The following is an 18,888-nucleotide window of genomic DNA, read 5'->3' on the forward strand; positions in this document are numbered from 1 at the left end:
AAAGGACGTGTATTTTTCAAAGGGGACAAACAACAAGGGGGCGAATCTTCATCCGCCCCCTGTGTGTCCGCTTATTCCTGCGGTTCTTCTTCGTCTGCGGCAGCATCGAGGGTTGGCTCGTCGACGTTGTCATCGCCGGCTGCGATCACCTCGCCGTCGAACTCCTCGCCTTCCAGCTCTTCACCTTCAACTTCCGAAGGCTCCTGCACACGCTCCAGGCCGACCAGTTTTTCATCCTTGGCCAGCTTGATCAGGGTCACGCCCTGGGTATTACGGCCCAGGCTCGACACTTCAGCCACACGGGTACGCACCAGCGTCCCCTGGTCGGAAATCAGCATGATCTCCTCGCCATCAAGCACCTGTACCGCGCCAACCAGGCGGCCGTTGCGGTCGTTGCTGACCATGGCGATCACGCCCTGGCCGCCACGCTTGTACTCCGGGAACTCGCTGATGGCAGTGCGCTTGCCATAGCCACGCTCGGAAGCGGTGAGGATCTGGCTGCCTTCTTCCGGGATCAGCATCGAAATCAGCTTCTGCCCTTCCGGCAGGCGCATACCACGTACACCGCGGGCGGTACGGCCCATCGCCCGCACGTCGGATTCCTTGAAGCGCGTAACCTTGCCGCCATCGGAGAACAGCATGACTTCGCGCTCACCATCGGTAATGGCGGCGGAAATCAGTACGTCACCTTCATCCAGCTCCAGGGCGATCAGGCCCACGCTGCGTTGACGGCTGAAGGATTCCAGCGGGGTCTTCTTCACGGTGCCCTTGGCGGTAGCCATGAAGATGAAGTGACCTTCGGTGTATTCCTCGACCGGCAGCATGGTGGTGATGTATTCATCACTGTCCAGCGGCAGCAGGTTGACCAATGGGCGACCACGGGCAGCACGGGAAGCTTCCGGGATTTCGTAGGTTTTGAGCCAGTACACCTTGCCCTTGCTGGAGAACAGCAGCAGCGTGGTGTGGCTGTTGGCGACCAGCAGGTGAGCGATGTAGTCCTCATCCTTGACGCCGGTAGCCGATTTACCTTTACCGCCACGACGCTGGGCCTGATACGCAGCCAACGGCTGGGTCTTGGCATAGCCACCGTGGGAGATGGTCACGACGCGCTCTTCTTCCGGGATCATGTCACCCAGGGTCAGGTCCAGGCGCGCATCGAGGATTTCGGTGCGGCGCACGTCGCCGTACTCGGCGCGGATCACTTCCAGTTCTTCGCGGATCACTTCCATCAGGCGCACGGCGCTGCTGAGGATGCGGATCAACTCGCCGATCTGGTTGAGGATCTCCTGGTACTCGGCCAACAGCTTCTCGTGCTCAAGACCGGTCAGGCGGTGCAGGCGCAGTTCCAGGATGGCCTGGGCCTGCTCCGGCGACAGGAAGTACTTGCCTTCGCGTAGGCCGTATTGCGGGTCCAGGGTTTCCGGACGGCAAGAATCGGCGCCTGCGCGCTCAACCATGGCCACCACGGCACTGGATTCCCAAGGCGTGCTGATCAACGCTTCCTTGGCTTCCGACGGGGTTGGCGAGGCCTTGATCAGGGCGATCACCGGGTCGATGTTCGACAACGCAACGGCCTGGCCTTCCAGGATGTGGCCGCGCTCGCGAGCCTTGCGCAGTTCGAACACGGTACGGCGGGTGACCACTTCGCGACGGTGACGTACGAAGGCTTCCAGCAGGTCCTTGAGGTTCAGGATGCGTGGGCGGCCGTCGATCAGTGCAACCACGTTGATACCAAACACGCTTTGCAGCTGGGTCTGGGCGTAGAGGTTGTTGAGGATCACCTCAGGCACTTCGCCACGACGCAGTTCGATCACCACGCGCATACCGTCTTTGTCGGACTCGTCGCGCAGTTCGGTAATGCCTTCGAGCTTCTTCTCTTTAACCAGCTCGGCGATCTTCTCGATCAGACGCGCCTTGTTCAACTGGTACGGGAGTTCGGTGATGACGATCTGCTGGCGGCCACCGACCTTGTCGATGTCTTCGATCATCGAACGGGCACGCATGTAAATGCGCCCGCGACCGGTGCGGTAGGCTTCGATGATGCCGGCGCGACCGTTGATGATCGCGGCGGTCGGGAAGTCCGGGCCGGGGATGTACTGCATCAGCTCATCGACAGTCAGCTCGGGGTTGTCGATGAGGGCCAGGCAACCATCGATGACTTCACCGAGGTTGTGCGGCGGGATGTTGGTGGCCATGCCCACGGCGATACCGCTGGAGCCGTTGACCAGCAGGTTGGGGATCTTGGTGGGCATGACGGCCGGGATCATTTCGGTGCCGTCGTAGTTCGGCACCCAGTCCACGGTTTCTTTATGCAGGTCGGCCAGCAGCTCGTGCGCCAGCTTGGTCATGCGCACTTCGGTGTATCGCATGGCCGCGGCGTTGTCGCCGTCGACCGAACCGAAGTTGCCCTGGCCGTCTACCAGCAGGTAGCGCAGGGAAAACGGCTGGGCCATCCGAACGATGGTGTCGTACACCGCAGTGTCGCCGTGAGGGTGATACTTACCGATCACGTCACCGACAACACGGGCAGATTTCTTGTACGGCTTGTTCCAGTCGTTACCCAGCTCGCTCATCGCGAACAGCACACGCCGGTGCACGGGCTTCAAGCCATCGCGCGCATCAGGCAGTGCCCGACCGACAATTACGCTCATCGCGTAGTCGAGGTAGGACTGTTTCAGCTCGTCTTCGATATTGACCGGGAGGATTTCTTTGGCCAGTTCGCCCATGAGAAGCCTGATTCCTTTTTCGGGTGAAACCTCGTCACATCCATTCGGGACGAACGAAGCTCGCCGCTGCCGGCACGGTGCCTGACAACGACTTACGACAAATCAACGAGTTATGACACGGATCTGCGCGTTATGAGCAACCCCTCGGGGCAGCCCTGGAAACCGCCGGATGTTATCACAATCGCCGCCACGCACCTATCCCCCTGATGCGCATGGAGGCTAGTAATTTGACGGATGACAGGCTTGAAGGGGACGAGAGGGGCTCAGAGGTGGGGTGATGCTGTTTTTTGAGGATGGATCCGAGGGTTTTATTGACTTTCGGGCCCAATCGGGGGCAAGCCCCCTCCCACACTTGAATTGTGAACACAGTCAAAATGTGGGAGGGGGCTTGCCCCCGATTGCTATTTCACAGACACCACTGTCCTCAATGCAGCCGCTTACGGCACATCAACCTGGCCAATTTGGCAGTATCCGGCCGCTCGACCACGCCTTTCTCAGTCACGATCACATCAATCAGGTCGGCCGGGGTCACATCAAATACCGGATTAAAGGCATCCACCTCCAGGCGCTGCCCCATGACGTCCAGCAGCTCAGCGGGATCGCGCGCCTCCAGTGCAACATCATCGCCAGTAGCCATCATCAAATCGAGCGTCGAACTCGACGCCACCACCATAAAGCGCACGCCATGATGCATGGCACAGACGGCCAGCTGATAAGTGCCGATCTTGCTGATCACGTCGCCATTGGCGGCAATACAGTCAGCACCGACCACCACCCAGGTCACGCCTTTGGTCTTGAGGATATGCGCCCCGGCGGAGTCGGCATTCACCGTCACCGGGATGCCCTCGCCCGCCAACTCCCACGCCGTCAGGCGCGAGCCTTGCAGCCATGGACGGGTTTCGTTGACATAGACCTGCTCGACCAGCCCCTCCAGGAACGCCGCGCGAATCACGCCGTGGGCCGTGCCGACACCGCCCGTGGCCAATGCACCGGCGTTGCCATGGGTGAGGATCGCCTGGGCGTTGCCCTGGTGCTTGCGAATCCGCTCCATACCCAACTGGGCCATGACCACATTGGCCTCCCGGTCGCTTTCATGGATCACAATGGCCTGGGCTTCCAGCACGGTAACCGGGTCGGCGTGCTGCTTGACGCGGTCCAGGCAGTCGCGCATATTCTTGAGTGCCCAGAACAGATTCGACCCGGTCGGGCGGCTATCGGCCAGCAGCGCGTAGTCTTCTTCCCACGCTGCCTGCCAGTCGCCACCCTCGGCAATGCGCTCACGGGCAGCCAGCACCAGGCCATAGGCGGCACTGATGCCGATGGCTGCTGAGCCCCGCACCACCATCGAACGAATGGCCTCGGCCACCGCCGCGACGGTATGGCAGGCCACCCAGCTCTCCCGGGACGGCAACACGCGCTGATCGAGCAGGTACAGCGCGCCGTCACGCCAATCGATGGCCTTCACTTTCTCTGCAGCCAACAGTCGGTCGCGCATCCCTTACCCCGCACTCATGAACAAAAGCCGCGGATTATAGCGATCCGCCAGCCAGGACGCTCGGGTATACTTCGCCCTTCTTTTATAGCTGCCTGGGAAGAAGCCTGCGATGACCTCCACTGCCGCCCCGCTCGACGTGTTGCTCTTGCCGACCTGGCTGGTACCGGTCGAACCTGCCGGCGTGGTGCTCAAAGAGCATGGTCTGGGCATCCGCGATGGGCGCATTGCCTTTATCGGCCCACGGGCCGCCGCATTGAAGCTGGCGGCCAATGAGGTGCGCGAACTGCCCGGCATGTTGCTCAGCCCCGGCTTGATCAACGCCCACGGCCATGCGGCAATGAGCCTGTTCCGTGGCTTGGCCGATGACCTGCCGTTGATGACCTGGCTGGAAAAACACATCTGGCCGGCCGAAGCCAAATGGGTCGATGAAGCCTTTGTGCGCGACGGCACCAACCTGGCCATCGCCGAACAGATCAAGGGCGGCATCACCTGCTTCTCCGACATGTACTTCTTCCCCAAGGTCGCCAGCGATTGCGTGCACAATAGCGGTATGCGCGCGCAGATCGCCATGCCGATCCTCGACTTCCCGATTCCCGGCGCCAGCACTGCCGACGAGGCGCTTCGCCAGGGCATCGAGCTGTTCGGCGACCTCAAGCACCACCCGCGCATCAAGATCACCTTCGGCCCTCACGCGCCCTACACCGTGTGCGACGCCAACCTGGAAAAGATCCGGGTGATCGCCGAAGAGCTGGACGCCGCGATCCATATGCATGTGCATGAAACCGCCTTTGAAGTACAACAAGCCGTGGAGCAGACCGGCGAGCGGCCATTGGCGCGCCTGGGTCGCCTCGGCTTGCTCGGGCCGCGCTTCCAGGCCGTTCACATGACCCAAATCAGCGAAGAAGACTTGGCTTTGCTGGTAGAAAGCAACACCAGCGTCATCCATTGCCCGGAATCGAACCTGAAACTGGCCAGCGGCTTTTGCCCGGTTGAGCGCTTGTGGCAGGCTGGGGTCAATGTGGCCATCGGCACCGACGGCGCCGCCAGCAACAATGACCTGGACCTGCTGGGCGAAACCCGTACCGCCGCGATGCTGGCCAAGGCCGTCGCCGGCTCGGCCACCGCCCTGGACGCCCACCGTGCCCTGCGCATGGCAACGCTCAACGGTGCACGGGCCATGGGCCTGGAAAGCCAGATTGGCTCGCTGGAAGTCGGCAAGGCCGCAGATATAGTCGCCTTCGATCTGTCGGGGCTGGCGCAACAACCGATCTACGATCCGGTCTCACAGCTTATATATGCCACCGGACGCGATTGCGTGAAACACCTTTGGGTCGCCGGCAAGCTATTGCTCGACGACCGGCAATTGACCCGCATGGATGAACAACAGTTGACCGCCACGGCCATTGCCTGGGGCCAACGCATCAGCGGGCACAGCGAATAACGAAGGCGCTGAGCCCATGCGCTCGGCACCCACTCACCGATTTTTCAGATTTAGAGGATTCATCATGAGCAACGTCGACCACGCAGAAATCGCCAAATTCGAAGCCCTCGCCCACCGCTGGTGGGACCGCGAGAGCGAGTTCAAACCCCTGCACGACATCAACCCGCTGCGGGTCAACTGGATTGACGAGCGCGTCAACCTGGCCGGCAAGAAGGTGCTGGACGTGGGTTGCGGCGGCGGCATCCTCAGCGAAGCCATGGCTCAACGCGGCGCGACCGTGATGGGTATCGACATGGGCGAAGCGCCATTGGCCGTGGCGCAGTTGCACCAGCTCGAATCCGGCGTGAGCGTGGAATACCGCCAGATCACCGCCGAAGCCCTGGCCGAGGAAATGCCCGAGCAGTTCGACGTGGTGACCTGCCTTGAGATGCTGGAACACGTGCCGGACCCATCCTCGGTCATCCGTGCGTGCTTCCGTATGGTCAAGCCGGGCGGCCAGGTGTTCTTCTCCACCATCAACCGCAACCCCAAGGCTTACCTGTTCGCGATCATTGGCGCCGAATACATCATGAAGCTGCTGCCGCGTGGCACCCATGACTTCAAGAAATTCATCCGCCCCTCCGAGCTGGGTGCGTGGAGCCGTCAGGCCGGGCTGACCGTCAAGGACATCATCGGCCTGACCTACAACCCGCTGACCAAGCACTACAAGCTGGCCAGCGATGTTGACGTCAACTACATGATCCAGACCCTGCGCGAGGAGTAAGCCTGTGAAGTTGCGAGCGGTTCTCTTCGACATGGACGGTACCCTGCTGGATACCGCGCCGGACTTTATCGCCATCTGCCAGGCCATGCGCGCCGACCGCGGCCTGGAACCGATCAACCCGCAGCACATCCGCGATGAAATCTCCGGCGGTGCGCGGGCGATGGTTGCCGTGACCTTTTCGATGGATCCTGAATCGCCAGGCTTTGAAGAGCTGCGCCAGGAATTCCTCGATCGCTACCTCAAGGGCTGCGCGGTGCACAGCAAACTGTTCGACGGCATGGCCGAGTTGCTGGAAGACATCGAGAAGGCCAAGTTGATCTGGGGTGTGGTCACCAACAAGCCCGTGCGCTTTGCCGAACCGATCATGCAGCAACTGGGCCTGGCCGAGCGCTCGGCCGTGCTGATCTGCCCGGACCACGTGAAGAACAGCAAGCCGGACCCGGAGCCGATGATTCTGGCGTGTAAGCTGCTCGACCTCGACCCGGCGAGCGTATTGTTCGTGGGCGATGACCTACGTGATATCGAATCCGGCCGCGATGCCGGTACGCGCACGGCGGCGGTCACCTATGGCTATATCCACCCGGATGACAACCCACGTCACTGGGGCGCGGATGTGGTGGTGGATCACCCGCTGGAATTGCGCAAGGTGCTGGATAACGCGCTGTGCAGTTGCTGATGGCTCCCACACTCTAATGACCCATGAAGATTAAAAAATGTGGGAGGGGGCTTGCTCCCGATAGCTGTGGGTCAGTCAGTAAATGCAGTGACTGACACACTGCTATCGGGAGCAAGCCCCCTCCCACATTGGATTTTCAATGCACTCAAAATTGGTATTACCTACTGAATTTTGTCGAGGCTATTTATGTTTGATTATTCTGCCCCTCCAGAACTGCTCAAAGGCCGGGTCATCCTGGTCACCGGCGCCGGCCGCGGGATTGGCGCAGCAGCAGCAAAGACCTATGCCGCCCATGGCGCCACCGTGCTGTTGCTGGGCAAGACCGAAGCCAACCTGGCCCAGGTGTATGACCAGATCGAAGCCGCCGGCCAGCCGCAACCGGTGGTGATCCCGTTCAACCTGGAGACCGCCCTGCCCCATCAATACGATGAGCTGGCAGCGATGATCGAAAAAGAATTCGGCCGCCTCGACGGCCTGTTGCACAACGCCTCGATCATCGGCCCACGCACGCCCATCGAGCAGTTGTCCGGCGAGAATTTCATGCGCGTGATGCATGTAAACGTCAACGCGATGTTCATGCTGACCAGCACCTTGCTGCCGCTGCTCAAGCTGTCCCAGGATGCATCGGTGGTGTTCACCTCCAGCAGCGTCGGGCGCAAGGGGCGGGCGTACTGGGGGGCTTATGGTGTATCGAAGTTTGCTACCGAAGGCTTGATGCAAACCCTGGCCGATGAGCTGGAAGATGTAGCGGCAGTGCGCGCCAACAGCATCAACCCGGGCGGTACACGCACGAGTATGCGGGCCCAGGCGTATCCCGGTGAGAATCCGATGGAAAGGCCGGCGCCGGAAGACATCATGCCGGTGTACCTGTACCTGATGGGGCCGGACAGTGCTGGCATCAATGGGCAGGCGTTTGATGCGCAGTAAGCCCTGACACCCCGCAAAAAAATGTGGGAGCTGGCTTGCCTGCGATAGCATCACTGCGGTGTAACTGAAGCACCAAGGTGTCTGCATCGCAGGCAAGCCAGCTCCCACACTGCTTTGTGGTGTAGTCAAAAACTCAGTTTTTGACTACTTCTTCAAGGGTGAAACGGCCCAGCGGGTTCTGCAGGAAGTTGCTCACATTCTTGCGTGAAATATTGATGTACGGGCTGTAGTACAGGTCAATCCAGTTCACATCCTGTTTCGCCAGTTTCTGCAACTCGACATACATCTGCTCACGCTTGGCCGGGTCTGCCTCGACTCGCGCCGCAGCTACCAGCGCCTTGACCTTGTCGTTCTTGTAGCGGGTCATGTAGTTCTGGTTGGTGTCGTGGCCCAGCACGAAGGTGGTCTTCTGGTCCGGGTCGAGGATGTCGTTGGTCCAGTACATCACCGAAATATCGTACTCACCGTCCACCAGCATCTGCCAGCTTTGGGTCGGGTCGACCTTTTGCAGGTTGGCGGTCACGCCGACCTTGGCCAACTGGTCCTTGATGATCACCGCAATCTGCTCGTCGGCCTCGTTGCCGGCGTTGACCACGTAGTTGAGCTTCAAGTCCTTGGCACCGGCCTCTTCCAGCAGTTTCCTGGCCTCAGTCGGGTCATAAGGACGTTGCAGGTTGTTGGCGTAGTGGTACAGCGAGCCTTTGGGAATGTAGGAATACGCCACGGTGCCTTGACCGTAAGTGGCGGTTTTCACCAGCGATTGTTTGTCGATGGCCATGTCCAATGCCTGGCGCACCTGCGGCTTGGCGAGCAAGCCGTGCTCGTGGTTGATCAACAAGTGATCTTCACGGGTGGACGGGTCGGCGTGGATCACCACGTTCTTGTCTTTCTTCAGCTCTTCGACCCGCGAGAACGGTACGAAGATCGCCGTGTCGAGTTCGTTGTTCTGCACCATGCGCATACGGGTGTTGTCGTCGGTCACCGACACCCACTCCACGCCGTCGAGGCTGACGTTATTGGCCTGCCAGAAATTCGGGTTCTTCTTCAGGATGACCCGGTCGCCCTTGCGCCACTCTTCCACGGTAAACGCACCGGACGTCACCGGGTTTTCCGAGTAGGCGTCTTCGCCCATCGTGGTCATGGCTTTTTCCGACAGGATCGACACCGTCGGCGACGCCAATTGCGAGAGGAAGGCCACCGCCGGGGTTTTCAGAGTGACCACCAGGGTCTTCGCATCGCTGGCCTTGGCGGTGTTGATCAGGCTGAACGGATCGCTCCACAACGACGCCTTGTTGTCGCGGATGCGCAACAGGCTGAACGCCGCGTCGGCCGCGGTGATCTTTGATCCGTCGGAGAACTTCGCTTCACGCAGTTTGAAGGTGTAGGTCAAGCCATCCTTGGATATCTCCCAGCTCTCGGCCAGGCCCGGTTCCATCTTGGTGCCCAGGTTATCCACGCGCACCAGGGTGTCGTAGACGTTGGCGAATACCCAGGTGTCGCGGTTTTGCGCGCTTTTGATCGGGTCAAAGGTGGTGCTGTCTTCACGGCAGCCGATGGTGAGGACACCAGCGGCCTGGGCCAGTCCTGCGGTCAGCGACCAGGCGGTCAGCGTAGCGGCGGCGAGCAACTTCAAGTGGCGCGATTGCATATCACAACTCCTTGTTAATGAATGGCAGAGGTCAAGGCAAAGGTTCTTCAAGCACGCAACTGTACCGATGCTCGTGCAGGAAATGGGTCGGCGGCAACACCGCGGAACACACGGCTCGCGCATACCGGCAACGCGGGTGAAACGCACAGCCTGTAGGCAGATTCAGTGGGCTTGGTGGCTCACCCGGCAAGGGGTGCGCGGGCAATGGCCGATGCGGGTCAATCTCGGGAATCGCCTCGATCAACGCCGCCGTGTACGGATGACGCGGCGTGGTGAACACCGCCTCCACCGGCCCTTCTTCGACGATCTTGCCCAGGTACATCACCGCCACGCGGTCGCACAGGCGCCGCACGATGGCCAGGTCATGGGCGATAAACAGGATCGCCAGGTTCATGCGTTGTTGCAGTTCCAGCAGCAAGTTGATGATCTGGCCCTGGATCGACACATCCAGCGCGGCCACGCATTCATCGGCAATGATCAGGCGCGGCTCCACCGCCAGTGCCCGGGCGATACCCACGCGCTGGCATTGGCCGCCGCTGAGGGAGCCCGGTTTGCGCCCGGCCAACTCGGGGCGCAGGCCCACCAACTCCAGCAGCTCATTGACGCGTGCCGGGATCTGCTCCACAGCCACCTTGCGCTGCACGCGCAACACCTCGGCGAGGGTTTCGCCAATACTGTGCCGGGGGTTCAGCGCGGCGTACGGGTCCTGGAAAATCATCGCGGTTTCATGGCGCAGGCGGGCAATGTCGATGGCGCTGCCGTGCGCCATATCGATACCGTCAAACAGCACCTGGCCGGCGCTGATCGGGTTGAGGTGCAAAATCGCCCGGCCCAGGGTGCTCTTGCCGCTGCCGGACTCGCCCACCAAGCCGAGGGTTTCACCGGCGGCAAGGTTCAGCGACACCCCGTTCACCGCCCTCACCCACTGCTTGTTCAGTCCGAGCAGGCCACTGCCGGACGCGGCAAAGCGCACCTCCAGGTCCTTGATCTGCAACAGGCTCATGGGCGACCTCCCAGTGGATAGTGACAGGCCACGCGTGCGCCTTGGGGCAACAGCTCGGTGCATAAGGCCCCGGCCTGCGGGCAACGCGGATTAAAGCGGCAACCGTCAGGCAAGGCATCGAGCAACGGCGGCTGGCCAGGGATGGTGCGCAACAAGGCATGACCGCTGCTGTGGGCCGGCTGGCAGTCGATCAGCCCAGCGGTATAGGGATGTTGCGGCCGCGCCAGCAGTTCGTATTTGCTGCCGTGCTCGCACAGGCGCCCTGCGTACATCACCGCGATGGAATCGCAGGTTTGCGCGACCACGCCCAGGTCATGGGTGATCATGATGATCGACAGGCCACGCTGGTCGCGCAGGTCGAGCAACAGGCGCAGGATTTGCGCCTGCACCGTCACATCCAGGGCCGTGGTAGGCTCGTCGGCAATCAGCACTTTCGGGTTGCAGCCCAGTGCCACGGCGATCATCGCGCGCTGGCGCATACCGCCGGAAAACTCATGGGGATAGTTGTCGACCCGCGCCTGCGGGTCAGGAATCCCGACCTGGCGCAGCACCTCGATAGCCTGCAAGCGGGCGTCCTTTTTCGACGCACCTTGATGCAGGCGGATGCCCTCGGCGATCTGCTCGCCGATGCGCATCAGCGGATCCAGGTGGCTGCTGGGGTTCTGGAAGATCATGCCCAGTTGCCCGCCACGCACGGCGCGCATACCGGCGTCATCCAGTTGCAGCAGGTCCTGGCCGGCCAGGCGTACGGCGCCGCCTTGCACACGCAGGCTGGGCGATGGCAGCAGGCGCATCAAGCCGCGGCAGGCCATGGTCTTGCCCGACCCGCTCTCACCCACCAGGCCGAGAATCTCACCTTCGGCCAGGTCGAAGGACACGCGATCCACCAAGGTGACATCACGCCCGCTGTTGTTGGCGATCACGCTGAGGTCGCGCACGTGCAGCAGGCTCACGAGCGGTCCCCCAACACTTGCGCGACACCGTCGGCCAACAGGCTGAAGCCCATGGCCAGGGTCACAATGGCCAACCCCGGGAAGGTGCAGATCCACCAGGCCGTGGTGATAAAGGCTTGCCCCTCGGCCACCATCGTCCCCCATTCCGCGGTAGGCGGTTGCACGCCAAGGCCCAAGTAACTCACGGCGGCGCCGTTGAGCAGCACCAGCACCGCGTCGGACATGGAAAACACGATGGAGCCAAACAGGGCATTGGGCAGCAAATGCAGGAACAGAATGCGCCCATGGCCAAACCCCAGGCTCTTGGCGGCCAGGGCAAACTCGCTTTCCTTGAGCACCAGGATCTGCGAGCGAATCAACCGCGCATACGACACCCAGCCCACCAGTGCCATGGCGATATAAAAGCTCTGCAAGCCAGGCCCCAGAATGGCCATGATCGCCAGCATCAGCACCAGGAACGGGAACGCCAGCACCACATCGATCACGCGCATACAGAAACTGTCGAAACGCCCACCCACATAACCGGACACCGCGCCGACGAAAGTGCCGATGATGAACGGGAAGATCACCCCGACAATCGCCAGTTGCAGGTCGATGCGCGCGCCCCAGATCACCCGCGATAACACATCCCGGCCGTAATTGTCGGTACCCAGCGGATGGGCAAGGCTGGGCGCCAGCAAACTCATGTCGGTGTTTTGCGCGATGGGGTCAAACGGTGCGATCCACGGCGCAAACAGCGCCAGGGCCAGCCACGTCAACAGGATCAGCAGGCCCCAGGCGGCGGTCAGGCGGCCATTGCGAAAGCCAAAGCGCAGGCGCAAGCGCCAGGGTGCAATCAGTGGGCGGCTGCTCATTGCATCTTCACCCGTGGGTCGAGCGCTACCGTCACTATGTCGGCGACGAAGTTGACCACCACCGTGGCGCAGGCCAGCACCATCGCCACGCCCTGCACCACCATGTAGTCACGGGTGAAAATACCGCGCACCAGCAATTGGCCGATGCCCGGAATCGCAAACAGGCTTTCGATGACCACCGTACCGCTGATCAGCCAGCCGATGTTGACCGCCAGCAGGTTGACGGCCGGCACCAGCGAGTTGGGCAGTACATGCCGACGAAACACCGCAGCCTCGGACAAGCCTCGGGCCCGGGCGGCGGTGACATGATCGGCCTGCAGCTCCATCAACATACTCGCCCGCAGGTTGCGCACCAGCACCGCCGACAGCGCCAGGGCGATGGTCAGGCACGGCAACACCATATGGTGGGCCTTGTCCAGCCAGGTCCGCCCATAGCCAGACACCGGGAACAGGCCCCATTGCACGCTCAGCAGCAGGATCAGCATCAAGCCCAGCCAGAATGCCGGCATCCCCAGGCCGACCGTGGTGAAAACGCGGATCAGGTTGTCCGCCCAACCGCCTTTGTGGCGCGCCGCTACTGTCGCCAGCGGCACCGCGATCAGCAACGCCAGGGCCACGCTGCCCAGCACCAGCACCAGCGTCGGCTCGATGCGGGTAACGATCAGTTTCAGCGCGTCGACCTTGTACAGCAGCGATTGGCCGAGGTCGCCCTTGAGCAGGTTTTTCAGGAAGTAGAAATATTGCAGCCACAAGGGCTGGTCGAGGCCGAACTGGGCACGGATTTTCAGCAGCGCATCCGGCGTACTGCGCGAGCCAAGCAAAGCCCGCGCTGGGTCGCCGGGGATCGAGCGCACCAACACAAAAGTGATCAGGCTGATGCCAAACAGCACCGGCAGCAGTTGCAACGGCCGGGACAGGACAAAACGGTAACGCGCCAGGTTCATCCGTCAGCCTCGGTTGCGAGCGAGAAAGTCCAGCAGCACCGGGAAGTACGCTTGAGGTTCCTCATAAAACGGCATATGGCTGCTATTGGGGAATACGTGCAGTTCGGCGTGTGTGGCGGCCAGCTTCATGCGCATGGCGCAGGCGGGGGTCAGTTCGTCGTGCTGGCCGGTAGTGATCAGGATCGGCATCCTGAATTCAGCCATCTCCTTGAGGCGGTTCCAGTCCTTGAGATTGCCGATATAAAGGAACTCGTTGGGGCCCTGCATGGTTGCGTAGGGCCCCATGTTCCAGTCGCCCAGGGAGCGTTTGAGCGGCTCCGGCCACTCGTCGAGGCGGCACACATGGCGGTAGTTGAGCAAGGTGATGGCGGCCTGGTATTGCGGGTGGTCGAGGGTGCCCATGGCTTCGTGGCGTTGCATCATGGCCACGGTTTCGCTGCCCAAGGCGCCTCGCAGGCGTTCGAGTTCCTGGGACAGATGGGGAATGTCGCCGACGGTATTTTCCAGGATCAGGCTTTTCAGCGCATCGGGATAATGGATGGCGTATTCGATACCGAGCCAACCGCCCCAGGAATGCCCGAGCAAATGCACGCGGCCCAGGCCCAGGGCTTGGCGCACGGTCTCGACTTCTTCGACATAACGGCGGATTTCCCACAGCGCAACATCGGTCGGTCTGGCTGATGCGCCCGTGCCAAGCTGGTCGAATGCAACCACTCGCAGGTTATGCGCTTTGAGCCAGCCATGAGCGTCACGCAGATAGTCACACGGCAGGCCTGGGCCGCCGTTGAGACACAGCAGCACTTCATCGCCTTCGCCAAAGCTGTAGACCACGAGGTTATGGCCGTCGACTTGTACGTTGTACTGCTGGTCGGGGGCAATTTCACGCCACATGCATACATTCCTTGTGTTGTATCGGCCTGGCGGGTAGCGGCCGTTTATCAGGTCAACACTACCGAGGATACCGTGCGTCCATAACCTAGTATTTCCTATAGGTTTGGCCTGGCTGTCCTTCGCCGGGGCGTGGCATTCTACTTGCAGCAAGTCGAGATTCAAATGAATTCGGGAGCAGAACGGATGCTGGCCAAGCTGACCGCCTTCAATAATCGCCTCATGCCGGGCAGGAGCCTGGATGAACAGATGGACAATACGTTTATTCTCGCCCAACAACTGGGCTTCGATGCGCTGGTGTACGACTACACGCCGGTGCCCATCGACCTCAATGGCACGCTGATTACCCCCTCGGTGTTGCAACTGCGCAACACACCGCCCGACTGGCACGCCTTATGGTGCAGCGAAGGGTTTTACCAGATCGACCCGGTGCAGCACCTGGCGTTGAGCACGGTATCGCCGTTTGTCTGGTCCTATGAAGCGAAAACCGAGACCGCCCTGCAAAAAATCATCGACCCGTGCCACGCCCCCGTTTCCTCGTACCTGCACGAACGTGAACTGACCTGCGGCGTCAGCGTGCCCATTCACTTGCCCCGTGGTGGCTTCGCATCGCTGACCGGCCTGCGCACCGGCAAGGCGCGCACGGTATTGAAGGACGCACAGCACACATTGGCCGACTTCAGCCTGATCACCCATGCCCTGCAGGAAGCGGCTTACCCGTTGTTCAGCAAGGAACTGCGCGCCTACCCGCACATCCACCTGACCAAGCGCGAACGCGAATGCCTGAAATGGGCCGCCGATGGGCTGACCGCCGCCGAAATCGCCACCAAACTGAGCCGCTCCCTGGCAGTCGTCACCCTGCACCTGGCCTCGGCCATGCACAAACTGGGGGCTAAGAACCGCGTCCAAGCGGTGGTGCGGGCCACCCATTACCGCTTGCTGGAAGGTTGAGTTTTCGCAAAAACCTAGCTGTTTTGCTAGTTACCTAAACTTTTTGTTCAGATTATCGTAACCCTGATCATTTTTTTCAGAGGGTACGAAATGGAATTCATCGAAAAAGTTCGCGAAGGCTTCGCACCCTTTGGCGCCTACCAGACCTGGTATCGCGTCACCGGTGACCTGGGCACGGGCCGCACGCCGCTGGTGATCATCCATGGCGGCCCGGGCTGCACCCACGATTACGTCGATGCCTTCAAGGATGTCGCTGCCAGCGGCCACGCGGTGATCCACTATGACCAACTGGGCAACGGTCGCTCCACGCACCTGCCCCACAAAGATCCTTCGTTCTGGACAATCGGTCTGTTCCTCGACGAGTTGAACAACCTGCTGGACCACCTGCAGATCAGCGAGAACTACGCGATCCTCGGTCAATCCTGGGGCGGTATGCTGGGCAGCGAACACGCGATCTTGCAGCCCAAGGGCCTGCGCGCGTTTATCCCCGCCAACTCACCGACCTGTATGCGCACCTGGGTCAGCGAAGCCAATCGCCTGCGTAAACTGCTGCCCGAAGGCGTGCACGAAACCCTGCTCAAACATGAACAGGCCGGCACTTATCAAGACCCGGAATACCTGGCGGCCTCGCGGATTTTCTATGACCAGCACGTGTGCCGGGTCAACCCATGGCCCGAGGAAGTGGCGCGCACCTTCGCCCAGGTCGACGCAGACCCGACGGTGTACCACGCCATGAGCGGCCCGACTGAATTCCACGTGATCGGCAGCTTGAAGGACTGGAACGTGATTGGCCGCCTAGACGCGATCAAGGTGCCGACCCTGGTGATTTCCGGTAGGCATGACGAAGCCACACCGCTGGTGGTCAAGCCGTTTCTGGATGAGATAGCAGACGTGCGCTGGGCACTGTTTGAAGACTCCAGCCACATGCCCCATGTGGAAGAACGCCAGGCGTGCATGGGGACCGTGGTGAAGTTTTTGGATGAGGTGTGTTCAATGCCGCACAAAGCCCGCAAGGCTGGCTAGATTCCAATGTGGGAGGGGGCTTGCTCCCGATGACGGTGTATCAGTCAATATCTTCAGTGGCTGACACACTGCTATCGGGAGCAAGCCCCCTCCCACATTTTTAGACCTCTGTGGTTTCGGGTTTTGCGGCTTTCTTCGAGGTATCCGCTACCAGAGGAATCTCCTTACCCTCTGCATCAAACAACTTCCCACCCCGGTAGTAATCCCCATCACGCAGCGCGGCCACGTCGCGAAAGCACAGGCTGCGCTCAGTCCCCGCCACAAACACTGACTGCTGGTCCGAGTTACCCGCGGTGAAGTGGTTGAACGCCAGGTTCAGCAAGATCGCCATGATTGCCGACGAACTGATGCCCGAGTGGAAGATGGTCGCGAACCAGCTCGGGAACTGATCGTAAAAGCTCGGCGCGGCGATGGGGATCATGCCAAAGCCGATGGACGTGGCAACGATGATCAGGTTCATGTTGTTGCGGTAATCCACCTTGGACAGCGTACGAATGCCACTGGCCGCGACCGTGCCGAACAACACGATCCCCGCGCCACCCAGCACCGAGGTGGGCACCGCCGCGATCACCCGCCCCATAAAGGGCAACAGGCCCAGCACCACCAGGAACACCCCGCCGGTGGCCACCACAAAGCGGCTCTTCACACCGGTCACCGCCACCAGGCCGACATTCTGGGCGAACGCGCTTTGGGTGAACGAACCAAAGATCGGCGCGAACATACTCGACAGCATGTCGGCGCGCAGGCCATTGCCCAGGCGCTTGGAGTCAACCTTGGTGTCGATGATCTCGCCCACTGCGAGGATGTCCGCCGAAGTTTCCACCAGCGTCACCATCACCACGATGCACATGGAAATGATCGCGGCCACATGAAAGGTCGGCATACCAAAGTGGAAAGGTGTAGGAAAGCCAAACATCGGCCCTTGCGTGACGCTGGAGAAGTCAGCCATGCCAAGCAGTACGGCGATTACTGTGCCGATCACCATTGCCAGCAGGATCGACAAACGCGAGATCGTGGCGCTACCGATTTTGCTCAATAGCAGCACCAGCACCAGAGTCAGGGCCGCGAGGCCGACATTCGACATGCTGCCGAAATCCGCCGCACGGCTGTTGCCGCCCATTGCCCAGCGCGCAGCCACTGGCATCAGCGTCAGACCGATAGTAGTGATCACGATGCCGGTCACCAGTGGCGGAAAAAATTTGGTAATGCGTGAAAACACCGGGGTGATCAACAGGCCGATCAACGACGCGGCCATCACCGCACCGAGAATTGCCGGAATACCTCCCGCACCGTCGCTGCCGACAATCGCCACCATGGTCGCCACACCCGCGAACGACACGCCCTGCACCAGTGGCAACTGACAGCCGAAGAACGGCAGGCCAAGGGTTTGCAGCAACGTGGCCAAGCCACCGGCAAATAACGACGCGGCAATCAACAGACCAATATCCGCCGGCGACAACCCGGCGGCCTGGCCGACGATCAACGGCACGGCGACGATGCCGCCGTACATGGTGAGTACATGCTGCAGGCCGTAAGCCATGTTGGCGGCAACGCCCAGATTTTCATCTTCGGGCCGCTGCGGTGACGCCTTCGGGATAGTCATGGTGAGGGGTTCTCTGTTTTTGTTGTGCGCTCACTGTATGCAATATTCAGACTGTATGTCCATAGAGTTGTATACAATCAATCGAACAAGATACCCTCCCGCGGCGTTACAAAAATAATCCGGCCGTCATGAGCCAGAACGCCAAAGGACAAAAATAATGAAAAAGGCACTACAGGGCGCAACCGTTGCATTGACCCTTCTGGGCGGTGGTGAGGCTGTCGCGGTGGAATGGATGAACAACAGCGTAGGATTTCGCTACGGCCAGCACTTCACCAATCCGAACAACCCCGACGATTTCAGCAAGCGCATCTACAGCTTCACCCACGCCAGCGGCTACCGCTACGGCAGCAACTTCCTCAACCTCGATGTGTTTCTGTCCGATAGCCGTGACCCACGCAAGGGTACCGACCATGGCGGCAGCGAGGTGTATGCCGTGTACCGGCACCAGCTGTATGCCTCGCGCGTGTTCGATCTGCCGCCGGGCACCGGGTTGATCAAGGATTACGCCCTGACCCTGGGTTTCGACGCCAACCGCAACAACAACTTCGCCTCAGCCAAAAAGCGCGCGCTGGTGATCGGCCCGACCTTGAAGTTCAACACCGTCGGCGTGCTGGACCTGAGCCTGATGTACTACAAGGAAAAGAACCACACCGGCATTCCCGGCGCGCAAGAGTCGAATCACACCTTCGACGACACCTACATGCTTAACCTGACGTGGATGCGCCCGTTCGAGGTCGGCAACCACGCGGCGAAATTCCAGGGGTTTATCAATTACGTCGGGGAGAAAGGCGAGGACTATCATGGCCGCGATACCGCGCCGGAAGGGCTGATGCGTACTGCGCTGATGGTGGCGCTGCGGCCGGGTAAAAGCGTCAAGCCGAACCTGTACCTGGGGGTGGGCTATGAATACTGGCATAACAAGTTCGGCGTGGATGGTGGCCGTGGCAGCCGCACCTCAACGCCGACGCTGAACATGGAAGTCACGTTCTAACT

General features: G+C 60.8%; 16 protein-coding genes. 7 read left to right on the plus strand and 9 right to left on the minus strand.

From position 1 onward, the window contains the following. Positions 1–71 precede the first annotated feature (71 nt). Together gyrA and mtnA are read right to left on the minus strand one after the other, a co-directional pair. Positions 72–2,726 carry a DNA gyrase subunit A gene (gene gyrA, locus E4O98_RS03400; protein WP_005786294.1) on the minus strand — a complete coding sequence of 885 codons (2,655 nt, stop codon included), beginning with the start codon at positions 2,724–2,726 and terminating at the stop codon, positions 72–74. Positions 2,727–3,150: 424 nt separating this feature from the next. Beyond that, positions 3,151–4,221, minus strand: coding sequence for an S-methyl-5-thioribose-1-phosphate isomerase (gene mtnA, locus E4O98_RS03405; protein ID WP_248134153.1), 1,071 nt, complete (start codon positions 4,219–4,221; stop codon positions 3,151–3,153). A 109-nt stretch (positions 4,222–4,330) separates the two neighbouring features. On the opposite strand from mtnA, the gene E4O98_RS03410 reads away from it, so the two are divergent. From E4O98_RS03410 to E4O98_RS03425, 4 genes are all read left to right on the plus strand, one after another. After that, positions 4,331–5,662, plus strand: a complete 1,332-nt coding sequence (locus E4O98_RS03410) for a TRZ/ATZ family hydrolase (protein ID WP_032877179.1) — start codon at positions 4,331–4,333, stop codon at positions 5,660–5,662. 64 nt (positions 5,663–5,726) lie between these two features. Further along, positions 5,727–6,425 carry a bifunctional 2-polyprenyl-6-hydroxyphenol methylase/3-demethylubiquinol 3-O-methyltransferase UbiG gene (ubiG, locus tag E4O98_RS03415; RefSeq protein ID WP_003172645.1) on the plus strand — a complete coding sequence of 233 codons (699 nt, stop codon included), beginning with the start codon at positions 5,727–5,729 and terminating at the stop codon, positions 6,423–6,425. 4 nt (positions 6,426–6,429) lie between these two features. Continuing rightward, positions 6,430–7,101 carry an N-acetylmuramic acid 6-phosphate phosphatase MupP gene (mupP, locus tag E4O98_RS03420; protein ID WP_032877180.1) on the plus strand — a complete coding sequence of 224 codons (672 nt, stop codon included), beginning with the start codon at positions 6,430–6,432 and terminating at the stop codon, positions 7,099–7,101. Positions 7,102–7,287: 186 nt separating this feature from the next. Next, the gene (locus E4O98_RS03425; RefSeq protein ID WP_032877181.1) at positions 7,288–8,028 is read left to right on the plus strand and encodes a YciK family oxidoreductase; all 741 of its coding nucleotides are present in this window, start codon (positions 7,288–7,290) and stop codon (positions 8,026–8,028) included. A 133-nt stretch (positions 8,029–8,161) separates the two neighbouring features. Here E4O98_RS03425 and E4O98_RS03430 read toward each other — a convergent pair whose 3' ends face one another. Genes E4O98_RS03430 through E4O98_RS03455 form a run of 6 tightly spaced genes read right to left on the minus strand, consistent with a single transcriptional unit; the run spans position 8,162 to position 14,321 of the window. Then, entirely contained in the window at positions 8,162–9,676 is a 1,515-nt protein-coding gene (locus tag E4O98_RS03430) for an ABC transporter substrate-binding protein (protein WP_248090850.1), read from the minus strand. Positions 9,677–9,707: 31 nt separating this feature from the next. Beyond that, positions 9,708–10,679 carry an ABC transporter ATP-binding protein gene (locus E4O98_RS03435; RefSeq protein WP_032877183.1) on the minus strand — a complete coding sequence of 324 codons (972 nt, stop codon included), beginning with the start codon at positions 10,677–10,679 and terminating at the stop codon, positions 9,708–9,710. Next, positions 10,676–11,632 (minus strand): ABC transporter ATP-binding protein, encoded by a 957-nt coding sequence (locus tag E4O98_RS03440; RefSeq protein WP_103733564.1) that lies wholly within the window; start codon positions 11,630–11,632, stop codon positions 10,676–10,678. The genes E4O98_RS03435 and E4O98_RS03440 overlap by 4 nt, the downstream gene beginning before the upstream one ends. Next, the gene (locus E4O98_RS03445) at positions 11,629–12,486 is read right to left on the minus strand and encodes an ABC transporter permease (protein WP_078820656.1); all 858 of its coding nucleotides are present in this window, start codon (positions 12,484–12,486) and stop codon (positions 11,629–11,631) included. Before E4O98_RS03445 ends, E4O98_RS03440 begins: the two co-directional genes overlap by 4 nt. Then, positions 12,483–13,430 (minus strand): ABC transporter permease, encoded by a 948-nt coding sequence (locus E4O98_RS03450; protein WP_032877185.1) that lies wholly within the window; start codon positions 13,428–13,430, stop codon positions 12,483–12,485. Before E4O98_RS03450 ends, E4O98_RS03445 begins: the two co-directional genes overlap by 4 nt. A gap of 3 nt (positions 13,431–13,433) precedes the next feature. Beyond that, positions 13,434–14,321, minus strand: a complete 888-nt coding sequence (locus tag E4O98_RS03455) for a proline iminopeptidase-family hydrolase (protein ID WP_032877186.1) — start codon at positions 14,319–14,321, stop codon at positions 13,434–13,436. A 183-nt stretch (positions 14,322–14,504) separates the two neighbouring features. Between E4O98_RS03455 and E4O98_RS03460 the strand changes: the two genes are divergently transcribed. Both E4O98_RS03460 and E4O98_RS03465 read left to right on the plus strand, forming a co-directional pair. Continuing rightward, positions 14,505–15,269: a LuxR family transcriptional regulator gene (locus E4O98_RS03460; protein ID WP_005786276.1), complete on the plus strand. Its 765-nt coding sequence runs from the start codon at positions 14,505–14,507 to the stop codon at positions 15,267–15,269. A 90-nt stretch (positions 15,270–15,359) separates the two neighbouring features. Next, positions 15,360–16,292, plus strand: coding sequence for a proline iminopeptidase-family hydrolase (locus E4O98_RS03465; RefSeq protein ID WP_103733561.1), 933 nt, complete (start codon positions 15,360–15,362; stop codon positions 16,290–16,292). Between the two features lie 100 nt (positions 16,293–16,392). Here E4O98_RS03465 and E4O98_RS03470 read toward each other — a convergent pair whose 3' ends face one another. Next, positions 16,393–17,895, minus strand: a complete 1,503-nt coding sequence (locus tag E4O98_RS03470; RefSeq protein WP_032877188.1) for a nucleobase:cation symporter-2 family protein — start codon at positions 17,893–17,895, stop codon at positions 16,393–16,395. Positions 17,896–18,052: 157 nt separating this feature from the next. Here E4O98_RS03470 and E4O98_RS03475 point away from each other — a divergent pair, with 157 nt between their 5' ends. Continuing rightward, entirely contained in the window at positions 18,053–18,886 is an 834-nt protein-coding gene (locus tag E4O98_RS03475) for a nucleoside-binding outer membrane protein (protein WP_032877189.1), read from the plus strand. The last annotated feature ends 2 nt before the right edge of the window (positions 18,887–18,888 follow it).

This window comes from Pseudomonas sp. W2Jun17, assembly GCF_023127795.1.
Classification (GTDB): Bacteria; Pseudomonadota; Gammaproteobacteria; order Pseudomonadales; family Pseudomonadaceae; genus Aquipseudomonas; species Aquipseudomonas synxantha_A.

What these genes read in the sequence shown, in the direction of transcription:
- E4O98_RS03455 (WP_032877186.1), bottom strand. Translation starts at nt 14,321, where the DNA reads ATGTGGCGTGAAATTGCCCCCGACCAGCAGTACAACGTACAAGTCGAC.
- E4O98_RS03470 (WP_032877188.1), bottom strand. Translation starts at nt 17,895, where the DNA reads ATGACTATCCCGAAGGCGTCACCGCAGCGGCCCGAAGATGAAAATCTG.
- E4O98_RS03465 (WP_103733561.1), top strand. Translation starts at nt 15,360, where the DNA reads ATGGAATTCATCGAAAAAGTTCGCGAAGGCTTCGCACCCTTTGGCGCC.
- E4O98_RS03410 (WP_032877179.1), top strand. Translation starts at nt 4,331, where the DNA reads ATGACCTCCACTGCCGCCCCGCTCGACGTGTTGCTCTTGCCGACCTGG.
- mtnA (WP_248134153.1), bottom strand. Translation starts at nt 4,221, where the DNA reads ATGCGCGACCGACTGTTGGCTGCAGAGAAAGTGAAGGCCATCGATTGG.
- E4O98_RS03445 (WP_078820656.1), bottom strand. Translation starts at nt 12,486, where the DNA reads ATGAGCAGCCGCCCACTGATTGCACCCTGGCGCTTGCGCCTGCGCTTT.
- E4O98_RS03450 (WP_032877185.1), bottom strand. Translation starts at nt 13,430, where the DNA reads ATGAACCTGGCGCGTTACCGTTTTGTCCTGTCCCGGCCGTTGCAACTG.
- ubiG (WP_003172645.1), top strand. Translation starts at nt 5,727, where the DNA reads ATGAGCAACGTCGACCACGCAGAAATCGCCAAATTCGAAGCCCTCGCC.
- E4O98_RS03435 (WP_032877183.1), bottom strand. Translation starts at nt 10,679, where the DNA reads ATGAGCCTGTTGCAGATCAAGGACCTGGAGGTGCGCTTTGCCGCGTCC.
- E4O98_RS03430 (WP_248090850.1), bottom strand. Translation starts at nt 9,676, where the DNA reads ATGCAATCGCGCCACTTGAAGTTGCTCGCCGCCGCTACGCTGACCGCC.
- E4O98_RS03425 (WP_032877181.1), top strand. Translation starts at nt 7,288, where the DNA reads ATGTTTGATTATTCTGCCCCTCCAGAACTGCTCAAAGGCCGGGTCATC.
- gyrA (WP_005786294.1), bottom strand. Translation starts at nt 2,726, where the DNA reads ATGGGCGAACTGGCCAAAGAAATCCTCCCGGTCAATATCGAAGACGAG.
- E4O98_RS03475 (WP_032877189.1), top strand. Translation starts at nt 18,053, where the DNA reads ATGAAAAAGGCACTACAGGGCGCAACCGTTGCATTGACCCTTCTGGGC.
- E4O98_RS03460 (WP_005786276.1), top strand. Translation starts at nt 14,505, where the DNA reads ATGCTGGCCAAGCTGACCGCCTTCAATAATCGCCTCATGCCGGGCAGG.